At 47.7% G+C, this 14,194-nt stretch carries 11 protein-coding genes; 4 read left to right on the top strand and 7 right to left on the bottom strand.

From position 1 onward, the window contains the following. Window positions 1-312: 312 nt before the first annotated feature. Complete coding sequence (gene uvrB, locus MHH93_RS26075) at window positions 313-2,304, bottom strand: excinuclease ABC subunit UvrB (protein WP_500056409.1); 1,992 nt, start codon at window positions 2,302-2,304, stop codon at window positions 313-315. Window positions 2,305-2,473: 169 nt separating this feature from the next. Between uvrB and MHH93_RS26070 the strand changes: the two genes are divergently transcribed. Further along, on the top strand, window positions 2,474-3,271 hold the full coding sequence (locus MHH93_RS26070) for a flagellar motor protein (RefSeq protein WP_500056408.1): 798 nt from the start codon (window positions 2,474-2,476) through the stop codon (window positions 3,269-3,271). Continuing rightward, window positions 3,255-4,097, top strand: a complete 843-nt coding sequence (locus MHH93_RS26065; RefSeq protein WP_500056407.1) for a flagellar motor protein MotB — start codon at window positions 3,255-3,257, stop codon at window positions 4,095-4,097. The genes MHH93_RS26070 and MHH93_RS26065 overlap by 17 nt, the downstream gene beginning before the upstream one ends. A gap of 154 nt (window positions 4,098-4,251) precedes the next feature. Here MHH93_RS26065 and MHH93_RS26060 read toward each other — a convergent pair whose 3' ends face one another. The 3 genes from MHH93_RS26060 to MHH93_RS26050 are packed head-to-tail and all read right to left on the bottom strand — an operon-like array spanning window position 4,252 to window position 7,567. Then, on the bottom strand, window positions 4,252-5,430 hold the full coding sequence (locus MHH93_RS26060) for an ABC transporter permease (RefSeq protein WP_500056406.1): 1,179 nt from the start codon (window positions 5,428-5,430) through the stop codon (window positions 4,252-4,254). Continuing rightward, entirely contained in the window at window positions 5,423-6,619 is a 1,197-nt protein-coding gene (locus MHH93_RS26055) for an ABC transporter permease (RefSeq protein WP_500056405.1), read from the bottom strand. Before MHH93_RS26055 ends, MHH93_RS26060 begins: the two co-directional genes overlap by 8 nt. Before the next feature lie 12 nt (window positions 6,620-6,631). Next, complete coding sequence (locus tag MHH93_RS26050) at window positions 6,632-7,567, bottom strand: ABC transporter ATP-binding protein (RefSeq protein WP_500056404.1); 936 nt, start codon at window positions 7,565-7,567, stop codon at window positions 6,632-6,634. Between the two features lie 196 nt (window positions 7,568-7,763). On the opposite strand from MHH93_RS26050, the gene MHH93_RS26045 reads away from it, so the two are divergent. Together MHH93_RS26045 and MHH93_RS26040 are read left to right on the top strand one after the other, a co-directional pair. Beyond that, the gene (locus tag MHH93_RS26045) at window positions 7,764-8,975 is read left to right on the top strand and encodes a sensor histidine kinase (protein WP_500056403.1); all 1,212 of its coding nucleotides are present in this window, start codon (window positions 7,764-7,766) and stop codon (window positions 8,973-8,975) included. 21 nt (window positions 8,976-8,996) lie between these two features. Continuing rightward, on the top strand, window positions 8,997-9,686 hold the full coding sequence (locus MHH93_RS26040) for a response regulator transcription factor (RefSeq protein ID WP_500056402.1): 690 nt from the start codon (window positions 8,997-8,999) through the stop codon (window positions 9,684-9,686). Window positions 9,687-9,776: 90 nt separating this feature from the next. Here the strand turns inward: MHH93_RS26040 and MHH93_RS26035 are convergent, their stop codons facing one another. The 3 genes from MHH93_RS26035 to MHH93_RS26025 form a co-directional block, all read right to left on the bottom strand. Continuing rightward, the gene (locus tag MHH93_RS26035; RefSeq protein ID WP_500056401.1) at window positions 9,777-11,105 is read right to left on the bottom strand and encodes a PDZ domain-containing protein; all 1,329 of its coding nucleotides are present in this window, start codon (window positions 11,103-11,105) and stop codon (window positions 9,777-9,779) included. Window positions 11,106-11,169: 64 nt separating this feature from the next. Continuing rightward, on the bottom strand, window positions 11,170-12,642 hold the full coding sequence (locus tag MHH93_RS26030) for a S41 family peptidase (protein ID WP_500056400.1): 1,473 nt from the start codon (window positions 12,640-12,642) through the stop codon (window positions 11,170-11,172). A 136-nt stretch (window positions 12,643-12,778) separates the two neighbouring features. Then, window positions 12,779-14,059 carry a murein hydrolase activator EnvC family protein gene (locus MHH93_RS26025; protein WP_500056399.1) on the bottom strand — a complete coding sequence of 427 codons (1,281 nt, stop codon included), beginning with the start codon at window positions 14,057-14,059 and terminating at the stop codon, window positions 12,779-12,781. Window positions 14,060-14,194 lie beyond the last annotated feature (135 nt).

The following is a 14,194-nucleotide window of genomic DNA, read 5'->3' as shown; positions in this document are numbered from 1 at the left end:
GGCTCCAAGTTCAAGAGCGTGACGCTCTCGACTTCGCCTTGATAGCGACAGGTCGCCATTGCCTTCGGGCTCGGCTCCAAGGTCAATAACATGGTGCCTCTTGGCTCTCAGGGGGACACGACTCCCAATTGCTTTCCTATAAACCTTTTAACCAATTTCAACATTTCTATCAGTATAGACCCGAATTCAAGATTTCAACATCTCTTATTATCGGTAGATATCAACGATTTCCTTACTCAACAAGAGAACGGCCAATTGGCCGTTCTCTTGTTACAGATCCATCTTTATTCGAGTATATGAATGAGCAGTATCTTATTCAGCGCGAAGTTCCAGCAACGCATCGCGGAGCTCGGCAGCACGCTCAAACTGCAGGTTTTTGGCTGCCTCTTTCATCTCTACCTCTAGGCGCTGAATAAGCGCCTGGCGATCTTTCTTCGACATCTTCTCGGCTGCGCCTGTGAGATAGTCTTTCTTGGATTCGGCAACTTTGGTTGCCTCAATCACATCACGCACTTTTTTGCGAATCGTCTGCGGTGTAATTCCGTGCTTCTCGTTGTACTCGATCTGAATTGCACGACGACGCTCGGTTTCCTTTATCGCCTTATCCATCGAATCGGTCACTTTGTCACCATATAGAATAACGCGACCCTCGCTGTTCCGTGCCGCACGACCAATCGTTTGGATCAGTGAGCGCTCGGAACGCAGGAATCCTTCCTTATCAGCATCCAAGATGGCTACTAGAGATACTTCGGGCAGATCGAGACCTTCCCGGAGCAAGTTGATTCCGATTAAGACATGGAAAACGCCTAACCTCAAATCACGTAAAATTGCCATCCGTTCCAACGTCTTGATCTCGGAGTGCAGATAACGAACCTTGATTCCAACTTCCTTCAGATAATCGGTCAGATCCTCAGACATCTTCTTCGTTAATGTGGTAATCAACACGCGTTCATCTTTGGCAATCCGGTCGTTAATCTCACCAATCAAATCATCGATCTGACCCTTGGTTGGACGCAGTTCAATGATTGGATCAAGCAGACCGGTTGGACGAATAATCTGTTGCACCATCGTATCGGTATGCTCAATCTCATACGGGCCCGGTGTGGCTGATACATAGATAATCTGATCCATCTTGCCTTCAAACTCTTCGAATTTGAGCGGACGATTATCCAGCGCTGACGGGAGACGGAAACCATGTTCAACCAGTACCGTCTTCCGCGCTTGGTCACCATTGTACATCGCACGGATCTGTGGCAGAGTCACGTGAGACTCATCGACCACGATCAACATGTCATCCGGGAAGTAATCCATCAGTGTATATGGAGTATCACCGCGTTCGCGGAAAGTCAGCGGACCGGAATAGTTCTCAATCCCCGAACAGAATCCGACTTCCTTCATCATCTCGATATCATATCGTGTCCGTTGCTCCAGTCGCTGAGCCTCCAGCAGTTTCCCCTGTTCACGCAACACTTCAAGCCGTTCCTCCAGTTCACGCTCAATGTTCACCAGCGCAACCTTCATCGTCTCTTCTTGCGTTACGAAGTGAGATGCCGGGAAGATGGCAATATGTTCACGTTCGCCAATCAGTTCTCCAGTTAACACATCAATCTCCGTAATTTTCTCGATCTCATCACCGAACAATTCAACCCGAATTGCATGTTCACCCTTGGAGGCAGGGAAAATCTCAACAACATCCCCACGAACACGGAACGTCCCCCGTACAAAGTTAATATCGTTCCGCTGATACTGAATCTCTACCAGACGGGACAAAATCTGATTGCGCGGTTTCTCCATGCCTACCCGAAGTGACAGCAACATGCTTGAATACGAGTGCGGTGAACCCAAACCATAAATGCAGGAAACACTCGCTACAATGATGACGTCCCGGCGCTCAAACAACGAACTTGTCGCTGCATGCCGCAGTTTGTCGATCTCTTCATTAATGCTTGAATCCTTCTCGATATACGTATCGGAGGACGGGATATATGCTTCTGGCTGAAAATAATCGTAATAACTGACGAAATACTCAACCATGTTATTCGGGAAAAAATCTTTGAACTCACTTGCAAGCTGCGCTGCCAACGTCTTGTTGTGTGCAATAATCAGCGTAGGACGTTGCAGTTGGGCGATCGTCTGGGCGATCGTAAACGTCTTACCCGTACCGGTTGCCCCCAGCAGTGTCTGGTACCTCTTCCCCTCCTGAACACCCTTCACCAATTCTTTAATGGCAGCAGGCTGATCACCTTGGGGAGAAAACTCTGATTCGATTTCGAACGTTTTGTCGCTCATTATAATATCGCTCATTGCCGTATCTCACCCTATCGTCTAAAATAATAGTCACTATATATTGTCGAAGTTCCCCGAATTTTCATATGGGAAAACTTATAGTAATAGGAATATTTGTTCCCGTTTAATTATACCTCGTTCGTTTTAGTGATGCAAACGTGAAATGAAGATAGGAGTGGGTTAATTTATGGATATTGCGACACTTATCGGTATTATTGCCGGAATTGCCGCAGTCATTAGCGGTTTTTTGTGGGAAGGCGGCCAATTGTCCGGTCTCCTGCAAAAAACGGCTGCTTTAATTGTATTCGGTGGAACGATTGCTGCTGTGGTTGCCAGTTTCCCGGCGCATCGCCTTCGTACGATTCCAGCTGCCCTGCGTATGGCTTTTGGACGTCACAATAATGATTCAGGCTTGTGGGTTGAAGAATTGGTCGAGATGTCTTCGATCGCACGCCGCTCAGGTGTGCTTGCATTGGAACGCAAGGTTATGGATCATCCGCATCCATTTTTGCAAGACGGTATTCAGTTGGTTGTCGATGGTACAGATCAGGATGTGGTTCGCCAGATCCTGGAGATGGAGATCGACTCGATTGAACAGAAACATGAGGGCTATGCCAAAATATTCGAATCTGCTGGTGGTTACGCCCCAACCATGGGCATCATCGGAACCGTGATGGGACTTATTCAGGTCCTTGGCAGTTTGACCGATCCAACCGGACTCGGACCTGCCATTGCTGTTGCCTTTACCGCAACCCTGTATGGGGTCGCCAGTGCCAATCTTATCTTTTTGCCCATTGCCTCCAAAATCAAATCCAGAGGTGCTGACGAAGTGCAGACCATGGAAATGCTTCTTGAAGGCGTACTTGCCATTCAGAACGGTGAGAATCCCCAGCTTGTACGCAAAAGACTGGAGTCCTTCACCCTTACGCATCGTCAGTCTATACGCCCCCTAGCAAAGGAGGGATTGGATGAGTCGGCGCAGTAAACGGCGCGGAAAACGTGAAACTATCGATCATCGGGATCGCTGGATGATTACTTATGCCGATCTCATAACGCTACTTCTGATCTTTTTTGTCATCATGTACGCCATGAGCAATCTGGATTCCGGTAAATATGACGTCGTTACGCAATCGTTACAAAATACATTCAATGCATCCGACTCTGTCCTTGAGCTTGGTGAGGGACTCGGTGAGAAACCCGGACAGACGATTACTGAGACTCCACCATCCGGAATTCAAGGTGAAGATTCGTCAAAAGGTGAAGGAAACCCTTCCGATTCCGGGACTGTAACGCCAGATGATGACGACAAGCCCCTCACAGAACGGGAAGAACAATTCAGATCACAGGAGCAGGAACTGCAAAATCTGTTCAATGTGATTACCCAATATATCGAGGATAATAAACTGGAAAATCAGATTTTTGTTGCGGACAAACCACAGGGCCTATCCATTACACTTAGTGACCGCTTCCTGTTTGATCAGGGACAGGCCGCTCTAAAGGACGGTGCAGCACCAACACTCAGTAAGCTTGCCAGCCTGTTCCGTGACCTGAATACCGTTGTCAGCATTGAGGGTCATACCGATAATGTTCCTGTCGGAGCAAACTCCGCCTATACCGATAACTGGCAGCTTTCCGGGGAACGCGCACTGTCTGTATTACGATTTTTTCTAGATACAGAGAAACTTAACCCGGACGGATTCCAGTATGCCGGATATGCGGATACTCGCCCAACGGGTGACAACACCACAGCCGCCGGAAGACAAAAGAACCGTCGGGTCGAAATAACAGTCCTGCGTCAACTCCAACCCTAATTAGCGATATCTCGCTTAATGCATCATTAACATTCTTCACTCTTCACTCTTCACTTAAAACAAAAAGCACGTTCTGCTGAATCAAGTTCAGGCAGAACGTGCTTTTTGTTAACCTCTAGGGTGGCACCAGCTCTCCAAAACTCGTCTTGATCTACTATGCCTCTACTCCTGGCTGGCTAGGGCGCAGAATCGCAGAGCCTACGGTCAGCAAAATAGAAGCCATGCCAAACAAAATTAATAGTGGCAGTGTGATATCCGACAGTGTACCACCAGCGGAGATCGTCTCCACTGCCTGAATCGCCCATTTCTGCGGAACAAAGTTGGCGAGCTTTTGCATATAGTCAGGCATGAACGAGATCGGCCAGAAACAACCGCCTATCATGCAGGTTGGCATAATGACAAGTGAATTTAGCATATTCGCATTTTTGGTATTACGGATTAATCCTGCCACGGTACTTGCGAGCCCCATGGAGACCAACATGAATGCTGCCAATATCAGGAAATGAATGCCAAAAGGAATGCCGGCATCATAATGAATCAGCCACCTGCTGACTCCCAGTACGATCACAATCTGAATCATACCAATGACAAAGCTGCCCAGGAAATTACCAAGCGCAATCTCATATGCACGGACGGGTGCCGTATATACTCGTGCCATGGTACGTTTTCTGCGATCTTCCATGATCACAGCCACTGCACTGGTCAGCAGCCCCATCATAAACATGATCGTAAATCCAGTCACATTGTTCAGACCTGGCTTGGGATAGATCTGCAGAGCGGTGACTTCACCAGCTACCTGATGTTTTCCTATCTCCTGTAAAAGCTGTTCAAATTGCTTCTCTATACCCGATAGTTTATCAGTCTCACTTGAGACAGGACCTGCCGCCACGTTAACTGCTGAAGCAGACTGTTGCAATCCGCTCGTCAAACCTTCAACTGCTGCTCGCAGTGTGTAGGAAGCTTCGCTTATCCGCAGCTCCACCAGTTGAATTTCGGTTGACTTGCCTTGTAACAGATCTTCCGTATACCACTCCGGAATAATGATGCCAGAAGTTCCTTTTTGCTGAGCGATGGCTTCCTTCACTTCTGCTTCGTTAGTCATCGGCTTGAGCAGGTACTCCTCTTTGCCAGCAAGTTCTTGAATCATCCACGCACCTGCTGCCCCTCCATCCTCATTGACATAGGGAATAACAGTACGTGAATTCTGCTCGTTTCCAAAAAGAGCAACTGCCCCTGTAACCACCAGGCAAGGCAGAAGCAGAAATGTAATGAAGCCCATTTTACGACCAAGTGTACGTCTAATCATCAACCAGGCGATGTGTAGACTATTCATACCGGTATCCTGCCTTTCTATAGATTAATCCTGAGATGGCCAGTAATACAGCACATACCACGCCCAGCATCAGAAGGCTATATACAATCTCGCCTACAGGTGCATCCAGCATCATTCTCAGAAAACTCTGGAGCGCCCAGTGGTTAACCGTAAATTCGCTAATCCGTTGTACAAAATCAATTGGAATGGGCATGAACCCACCGCTGATGAATGTCATAGCAACGATGATACCTTGAAGGGCTGCACTGGCCGATGCCGTACTTTTACATACCAATGCCACGATTACGCCAAGGGTCATGGACGCCAATGTAATTCCTACACAAGTCAGCACAATATACCAAGGATGCGTTCCCCAATCTACACCGTAGAACCAATACGTCATAAGGATAATTGTCGTTGCTTGCAAGAAAGCGAGCAGACTATTGCCTACAATTTTACCAGCGAAAATAACTCCATTACCTATCGGCGCAGCCTGAAGGCGGATCAACGTTCGGTTATCCCGCTCTCCAAATAGGCTACTACTGGTTGTCATACCCGAGTACAACATGAACATGGCCAGCATGGATGCGGCATAGTATTGAGAAGCGCTGTAGGCTGTGCCTGTTTTTCCGGGATTGATGACAGTTATGGAAGTGGAATTCCCCGTACCAGACTCCGAAGCAGAGGCCATCGCACCAATTACTTCCGGACCGAGCACTTTGGTCATCGCCATCTGTCGGTTCCATTCATCCGTAAATCGCGTGAACAAAGTTTCACCCAAGGTATTGAGCGTATTATCCTTTCCTCGTATCCATTGTAACCTGGCCTCTTTCCCCATCATCACGTTCTGTTCAAAATCCGAAGGAATCATTACAGCAAAGTCGAGCTTATCGGTACGCAGCAAATGGACAGCCTCTTCTTCAGTCGTAAATTTCTGCACCTTGACCATCTCAGCCACTTCCGGGGATGCAACGAATGTATCCAGCGCTTGATTAACCGTATTTGAACCGTCTCCTGATTCAGTAATCATATGGATGACTCCCACACGTACAGTATCTGGAATAACATCATCCTCCGTACCCATCGTACTGGAAAGAGCCGTGCCCAATATAAAAATCAGTAACAACGGCAGGATGAACAGGTTTATCACCACAGATCGAATCTTAAGAATACGTCTTAATTCAAAGATGCAAATATGCCATATATTCATCGCTTGCTCCCCCTAGTCCCGCAGCGTACGCCCGGTTAGATTGAGGAACAATGTTTCCAGATCCGGCTCTTCGACCTTGAGTGACTGAATGGTTATTTCATGTTTGCTGCAAATGAAGAGCAGATCCTGGAGATCCTGCTGTGCCGAAGGCAGCGTAATGGTCAGTGTATTCTCTGAGACTTCTACCGATCGCACGCGAGGGTGAAGTTTCAATTCTTCCACGACATCGGTACCAATACCGGAAGTGGAGAGCACTACTTTTTCCTCCGATGCTACCCGTTCTCTCAGCTCTGCTTCAGTGCCACAGGCAATGATTCGCCCCTGATCCATAATCGCAACCCGGTGACTAATCGCCGCCACTTCCTCCATGTAATGACTTGTATATATAATCGTTGAACCCATCTTGTTGAGTGTGCGTACCGATTCAAGGATATGATTCCGCGATTGTGGATCAATGCCTACTGTCGGTTCATCCATGATAATGAGATCCGGGCGATGTGTAATTGCACATGCGATGTTTAACCTGCGTTTCATACCGCCAGAGAAGGTCGAGGGAGCATCCTTTGCTTTATCCTGCAACCCTACAAATTCAAGAGACTCCTGCACTCTTTCCTTCAGCAATTTCCCACGCAGTCCATACAGCCGGGCAAAAAAAGTCACATTCTCCGCAGCAGTCATCGTTTCGTATAAAGCCAGATCTTGCGGAACCAGTCCAATTTTGCGTTTCACTTCAAGTGGCCGCTCCTTGACCGATATCCCATCTAATCTGATCTCACCCTGATCCATATTCAGAAGTCCTGCAATCATGCTGATGGTGGTACTTTTCCCTGCTCCGTTGGGACCGAGCAATCCAAAAATTTCGCCTTTGCCAACACTAAGGTTCAAATGATCCACGGACAGCTTGCTGCCGTATCGCTTCACAACATGATGCACTTCAAGTATACCCATCCCTTATACGCCCCTCTGCCGCTGGATTTCATAATTTTATTGTAACGGATTGCCTTCTATCGGGAAGGTACGAAAAGTCATGAATCGAAGGTGACTTAAGTCATCTCCTGATTCGATTGCTGCTTGTGGTATAATCAAGGGCGCATTACCGAGAGATTTTTTACTCCACTTTTTATATAAAGGATGTCACAACCCTATGCCTATGCGGTTTCTGCAATACGGATTAATTATCGTTCCAGCCGTGCTGTACATGTTGATGCTGCCATTGGAAAGCGAAGCCATTTACACCCTTTATATCATTATTGCGCTTGGGCTCTCCGTGTGGAAAGATTCCACTCGTTCAATTACCCAGCAGTGGCTGTTACTTCTGGCCGAAATACTCTGGAGCTGTTGGCTGATTGCTTCGTATGGACCCATCCTGTTATTCCTCGCTCTATCCGTGCTCTACGTGTATATATACAGACTGGAGGGAAGTCGGAGATGGTTTATGTTTGCCATTCAGCTTGTCGGAAGCAATATCGCTTTGGGATGGTATTATTCTGTGCCACTGGCACCGGAGCTAGGGTTAAAGACACTAAATACAACCACCAACACATTATTCACCGCAGAGGCAACAGCGATGGTTCTTGGCAACCTGCTTCTGCTCATCACAGCGGCTCTGTCCTGGCAGGGATCAAGAACGGCGAGCAGCCGCGGACAACTGGAACAAGTCTATGACGAGCTCCGCAGTAAACATTATGAGCTGCAAGAAGCGCGAGCACAGCTTCTGTTATTTACAAAGCAACTTGAAAGAGCAGCACAGGCAGAGGAACGTATCCGTATCTCAAGACAGCTTCATGATGATATCGGGCATCGACTGATTCGCACCAAAATGATGTCGGAAGCCGCCCTCCTGACCCTCCCCCTTAATACGGAACAAGGAACGGAAATGGTGAGACAGATTCGTGATCAATTGGCCACCAGTATGGATGATATGCGCAGCACACTGCACAAACTGCAACCTATTTCTTATGCCTCCGAAACTTACGACCTGAATCGCCTCCTAGAGGAAGTGGGCAGAGATACTGGCGTGAAGACAAATTATGAAGTTCATGGCCCATCTCATACGCTGTATCCCAGCGTACAGATTGTTTTGTTCAAAAATGCCAAAGAAGCCATGACCAATGCCCTGCGACACGGAAATGCTTCTTCCATCACAGTAGAGTTGCTATTCGGGGATCAGGAAGTCTGTATGAGTGTAAGGAATGATGGCATAATCAATCCCCATTCGTCTAAAGGAAGTGGTATAGGACAGGAAGGCATGCGTCTGCGGACACAAATGGTGGGAGGAACCTTGGAAGTCCAATCAGCTTATCCATATACCGTGATTACACGCATTCCAATAACGAACCAGATGGATATACTCTGAAAAAAGGAAGTGAATGTGCTCATGTCCGAACGCAATGATGTGAACAACAAGCATGATTCAGCCCAGCCCCCACTTATTCGGCTGATTCTCGCCGACGACGACTATTTCATTCGCGAGAGCCTTAAAGTGCTGCTCGGACTGGACTCCGGTATTAGCGTCACAGGCACAGCCTCAAATGGACAGGAGGCCTTGGCATTGCTTGAAGCAGGCACCCCTGCAGATGTGGTGTTGATGGATATTCGGATGCCGGAATGTGACGGAGTCCAAGGTACTGGGCTTATCAAGGCACGTTTTCCCGAAATCCAGGTGCTCATGCTGACTACGTTTGATGACGATGAGTATATTATTCAGGCATTACAGAATGGAGCCAGCGGTTATTTGCTCAAAAACGTCCCCCCGGAACGGATTATTCAAGGCATCAGGACCATACATAACGGCGATATGTTAATCCATCCGGATATTGCCCGCAAGCTAACAGGACTTCTTCGTCCTGCTACGACTCCCCTGACACAGAATCCAATCGAAGCCTATGGATTGACTCGTATGGAGCTTGCGGTTGCCGAGGCCATATCGGAGGGGTTATCCAATAAAGAAATTGCCGCCAAACTATTCCTCAGTGAAGGCACGGTCAAAAACTATGTCACGGATATTCTCGGTAAGCTGAGCTTGCGTGATCGGACTCAAATCGCCATTTTTATGTTGAAAAAATAACAAAAAGGTATTTCCCTCGCCTGTAGCGGCGCTCGGAAATACCTTTTTCATTACTTCATTTATGCAACATACTTCATCACGTATGCTTAATTACATCTCTATGGATCCTTTATCACTGGCCACAGGGGCTGGCGGTAACGCCAATGGGGCATCGTCCCTTGGTGGTTTTTTCAAGCGGGCAAACAATTTGAGATTGATGACATGGAACAGCGTCAGTGGACGTAACCGAATCGCCCAGACCTCGTGATTGTCCGGTGCCATAATGACCCCAAGCTGATGATGCTCCCCTTCATAGATCGCTCGTTGCATGAACTTGCTTTCTCCCTGATGATTGCGTACCTCAAGCTTGCAAAAAGCCGGATTCATCCGCAAGGCGCGATGCAACTCTTCCGGCGAATGAACCAACTTACCATTCACCTTGTACAACGTCTCCCCGGCTTCAATTCCCAAATCTGCAGCAGGACTCTCCGGAATAACAGCCAATACTTTCAACCCATGCTGGGGATGGACAAATACCGGACTGCGGTTTTGCTCTTCAAACGCGCTGTACCATACCAGAAACTCATGTCCAATAAATGCAATCAGCGCAGCAACCACCATGAGTGGAGACCACCATGCAGCAAGCAAACTGAACACCAGCAAGGTTGTCCCATATAACATCAACCGTTTTGACGAAATCTGCACCTTCCGTTCAGGAAGCATACTTTGCGTTATTTCACCAAATCCGAGCATGATGGGCAACGCAAACAGCATATAACTCTGACCTGTATTCATGAGTGGATTCCATGCCAGCTCCGCGCCACCTCCAGTGACCGGAACAAGAATCAGTAAGGGAATGGCCCAGAACTGTTGCAGTTGATATCCACCGACCAGTTTCCCACGTTTCCCCTCGAAGAGAAGCGGTGATGCCATCGATACCCCCTGCATACGTACCAACAAGGCTTCACCCATATGTAGAAGGGCAGCCAGGACAAGCAGTGCAGGCATGTCCAGAGCACGTAGCGTCTCCGTAATGCTACCCATCCAACCAGATGGCTGCCAGCCTGAAGCCAGATTCAAACCAAATTGCAACACACCCAGCAACCCTGCTGCGTAGGCAAAGCACAAGTACCTGATGCGGAACAAGGATAGAACTAACGTCGCAGCCCATATGCATATCACGCTTCCCAGGGTAAGATGTGCCCCGAGAAATAAGGAGACGATCGAGACGATGGTACCGATGAGTATGCCTCCAAGCACGGCACGAATCGTCTGTGTGATCGAGCTTTGCAAACGAACATGAAACAATTTACGCTCCTGCAGTAGCTGACGATGATAGATGAGTGCAATCAAAATCACCGCAATATAATAAAACGGCTGAATAAACAACTGTAACAATGCTTCGCCTAATGTAGTTAACCACAGCCATACCCATTCCATTGTGGACGGTCACCCCTCTCCTTCAGCCGGTTCAGAAAAAAAGAAGGCTGAAAATCAGCCTTCTTTATGGCTTCGACACTGCGGACGAAATATCCTTTGAGACATTTTCGATCGCGCGTTTCAGCTGTGCATCATATTGAGGATTGGCAATACGTTCAATCAGAGCCGCTTCGAGTGATTCGGCGGTTTTCTCATCAATCTGACCTGTAGCCTGAATGCCTTTTTGCTTCTGGAATGCCTTGACCGCTTCTTCTGTCTTCTGGTCGTAGTATCCGTCCACACGATCCGGTTTGAAATCGAGTCCTCTCAGCATCGTCTGCGCACTTTTCACATCCGTGCTATTGCTGTCATATTTAAGTGGTAACTTTTCTTTGTTGATCGGTGCCACCGAGAAATAATCCGGTTGGTCAACCGCGATATCCGGTTTGATTCCTTTTTCATGAATCCAGTCTCCGTTTGGCGTGAGCCACTTGGCAATGGTGATCTTCAGCAAGCTGCCGTCGCCCATCTGTTTGTCATAACTCGTCTGTACGGTTCCTTTACCAAAGGAATTCTCACCAATCAACTTCGCGCCTGCTGACTGTTGCAATGCACCGGCCAGAATCTCCGACGCACTCGCGCTACCTTTGTTCATCAGGACTGTGACTGGATAAGCCTTGGCTGATCCATTGGATTTGCTTTGTTCCTTTTTGCCGTTCTTGTCTTCGACTTGCACAATAACCTTGCCTTTAGGCACGAACTGTTCCGCAATATCAATAACGACTTGCAGGACACCGCCCGGGTCATTTCGTACGTCGATGACGAGACCTTTCATGTTCTGCTTCTCAAGCTTCGCCAATTCTTCCTTGAAGCGGTCGCCTGTATTCAGAGAGAATTGAGTAATGGCAATAACGCCAATTCCGCCGTCCTCCATGTGAGCATATACGGTCTCCAGATCAATATCATCCCGCACAATGACAAATTCAATCAGTTCAGAAGATCCAGCACGTTTCACTTGTACCTTCGCTTCACTGCCTTTAGGACCTCTGATTTTGTTAACCGCCTTGTTCAGTTCCAAACCTTGCAGCGATTCTCCGTTTACAGACATAATCATGTCTTTTGCACGAATACCCGCTTTCTCGGCAGGTGATCCTTTGATTGGAGAAACAACAACGACGTTTCCATCCTGTGAGGACACCTCTGCGCCAATACCGGTAAACGAACCTTCGATCGACTCTTCAAACTGAGCAGCCGTTTCCTGCCCCATATAGTTGGAGTACGGATCACCAAGGGATTCCATCATGCCGTTGATCGCACCGTCAATCAATTTGGTCTGATCCACGTCTTTATAGTAGTTGCTTGAGATCAAATCCATCGCGGTTTCAATCTTCTTCAAATCGTTCTTCTGCTGTGTATTGCCGGTTACACTGGCCAGCAAACCTTCGCCCGCTGTGGTCTGGCTCCCTATTCCTGGGTAAGTCATTAATACCAGGGTTAGCAAACTACCGCCAAGCAGACCTACAATGACAAGCAGTAGCGCCGATCTTTTCTTCATCATCCGTTTGTCACCGCCTTTAGTTTTGAAGCGTGTCAGAATCCATTGTTGCCAGATTCCATTCCCTGAACATGCCAGCTTAGTATATGTCTAGCTTGTACGGAATATGTTTTTTCCATTCGGTCTAGGAATGAAAAAATTACAAATAGTTCATCGGATTTACCGCGTTACCGTTATCTCTTACTTCAAAGTGCAAGTGAGGTCCCGTGGAGTTTCCTGTATTTCCTGATTCAGCAATGGTATCGCCTTTGCTTACCGTGTCTCCTTTGCTGACTTTAAATCCACCTTCGCGCAAGTGACCATATAATGTCCATAGACCACCGCCATGGTCAACAATAACCGTATAACCATAACCGCTATACCATTCAGCCATGATCACGATTCCGCCTGAAGCAGCATGAACAGAAGTTCCCTGAGGAACAGCAAAATCGACACCGGCATGCATTTTCCCCACTACACCCGTAATTGGGTGAGTACGGGGACCGAATCCAGAAGAAATACGTCCTCCAGATACCGGTCTTGAGAAGATACCATTACCGGATGAATACGTAACCTCACTGCTGCTATCCGAGCTGACTCTGGTTGGAGTCTTGGCTGCCGCTTTCGCCCGGGCTGCTGCCGCGGCTTTTGCTTTGGCTGCAGCTGCAGCCTGCTGTTCACGTAATTTATTTTTCTCTTGAAGAAGTGCCGAACGTTTGCTGGCAATCTGCATTAATACATCTTCCTGCTCTTGTGTCAGCTCTTCTGACTCTTCAATTTTAGCATCATATGAAGCGAGAAGCACTTGCTTTTCCGCTTCTTTTTCATTCAATTGGGATTTGCGCTGTTTCTTCTGTGCGTACAGGCTCTTGGCTTCCGCATATTGCACATCCAGTTCTGCCTTTTTGTCCACAACCAGTTGCTTGTCCGCTTTGTGCTCGTCCAGCAGATGCTGATCCTGATCCACGATCGTTTTGAGTGAATCCGCACGGGTCAGGAAGTCAGTGAAGCTGGTAGAGGACAACAATACATCCAGATAGGATACAGCACCGTCCGTATACATCAGACGCACACGTGACTCCAAAAGTTTCTCCCTTGCAACAATGCGTTCTTCTGCCGCTTGCAAATCTTTTTTCGTTGTACGGAGATCTTCCTCCGTATTCTCGATCTGCAAGGATACACTGGCCAGTTCATCACTAACGACATTGATCTGTTCCATGACAACCTTCAGATAAGCGTTGGTTTTGTTCTTGTAATGCTGCGCTTCTTTTTTGTTGGAAGCCGCTTTTTTTTGCTCCTGCTTGGCAGAAGCCGCCTTGCTCTCCAGTTGCTGAATCTGTTGGTCAATATCGCTGATGCTACTCTTGGCATATCCGTCAGAAGGTTGAAGCGTCAAACTGGCCAATAACGTAAAGGCCAGCAGCGAAGCAGTTTTTTTCAAAATGATGATCCCCCATCCTATGATTTCACAAGAAAGCAACCTGCACAGGTGGTGAACAGCATGTTCTTTGCTTTCTTCAATCTTAAAAGACTCCGTCTTTCCTACATATCGTCAAACAGCGTCCATTAATGAACC

It is taken from the genome of Priestia sp. FSL H7-0729 (assembly GCF_038005685.1).
In the GTDB taxonomy this organism is placed as follows: domain Bacteria; phylum Bacillota; class Bacilli; order Paenibacillales; family Paenibacillaceae; genus Paenibacillus.
This window is presented reverse-complemented; position numbering and strand designations above follow the sequence as displayed.

What these genes read in the sequence shown, in the direction of transcription:
- MHH93_RS26055 (WP_500056405.1), bottom strand. Translation starts at nt 6,619, where the DNA reads ATGAATATATGGCATATTTGCATCTTTGAATTAAGACGTATTCTTAAG.
- MHH93_RS26040 (WP_500056402.1), top strand. Translation starts at nt 8,997, where the DNA reads ATGTCCGAACGCAATGATGTGAACAACAAGCATGATTCAGCCCAGCCC.
- MHH93_RS26060 (WP_500056406.1), bottom strand. Translation starts at nt 5,430, where the DNA reads ATGAATAGTCTACACATCGCCTGGTTGATGATTAGACGTACACTTGGT.
- MHH93_RS26050 (WP_500056404.1), bottom strand. Translation starts at nt 7,567, where the DNA reads ATGGGTATACTTGAAGTGCATCATGTTGTGAAGCGATACGGCAGCAAG.
- MHH93_RS26065 (WP_500056407.1), top strand. Translation starts at nt 3,255, where the DNA reads ATGAGTCGGCGCAGTAAACGGCGCGGAAAACGTGAAACTATCGATCAT.
- MHH93_RS26035 (WP_500056401.1), bottom strand. Translation starts at nt 11,105, where the DNA reads ATGGAATGGGTATGGCTGTGGTTAACTACATTAGGCGAAGCATTGTTA.
- MHH93_RS26045 (WP_500056403.1), top strand. Translation starts at nt 7,764, where the DNA reads ATGCCTATGCGGTTTCTGCAATACGGATTAATTATCGTTCCAGCCGTG.
- MHH93_RS26030 (WP_500056400.1), bottom strand. Translation starts at nt 12,642, where the DNA reads ATGATGAAGAAAAGATCGGCGCTACTGCTTGTCATTGTAGGTCTGCTT.
- uvrB (WP_500056409.1), bottom strand. Translation starts at nt 2,304, where the DNA reads ATGAGCGATATTATAATGAGCGACAAAACGTTCGAAATCGAATCAGAG.
- MHH93_RS26070 (WP_500056408.1), top strand. Translation starts at nt 2,474, where the DNA reads ATGGATATTGCGACACTTATCGGTATTATTGCCGGAATTGCCGCAGTC.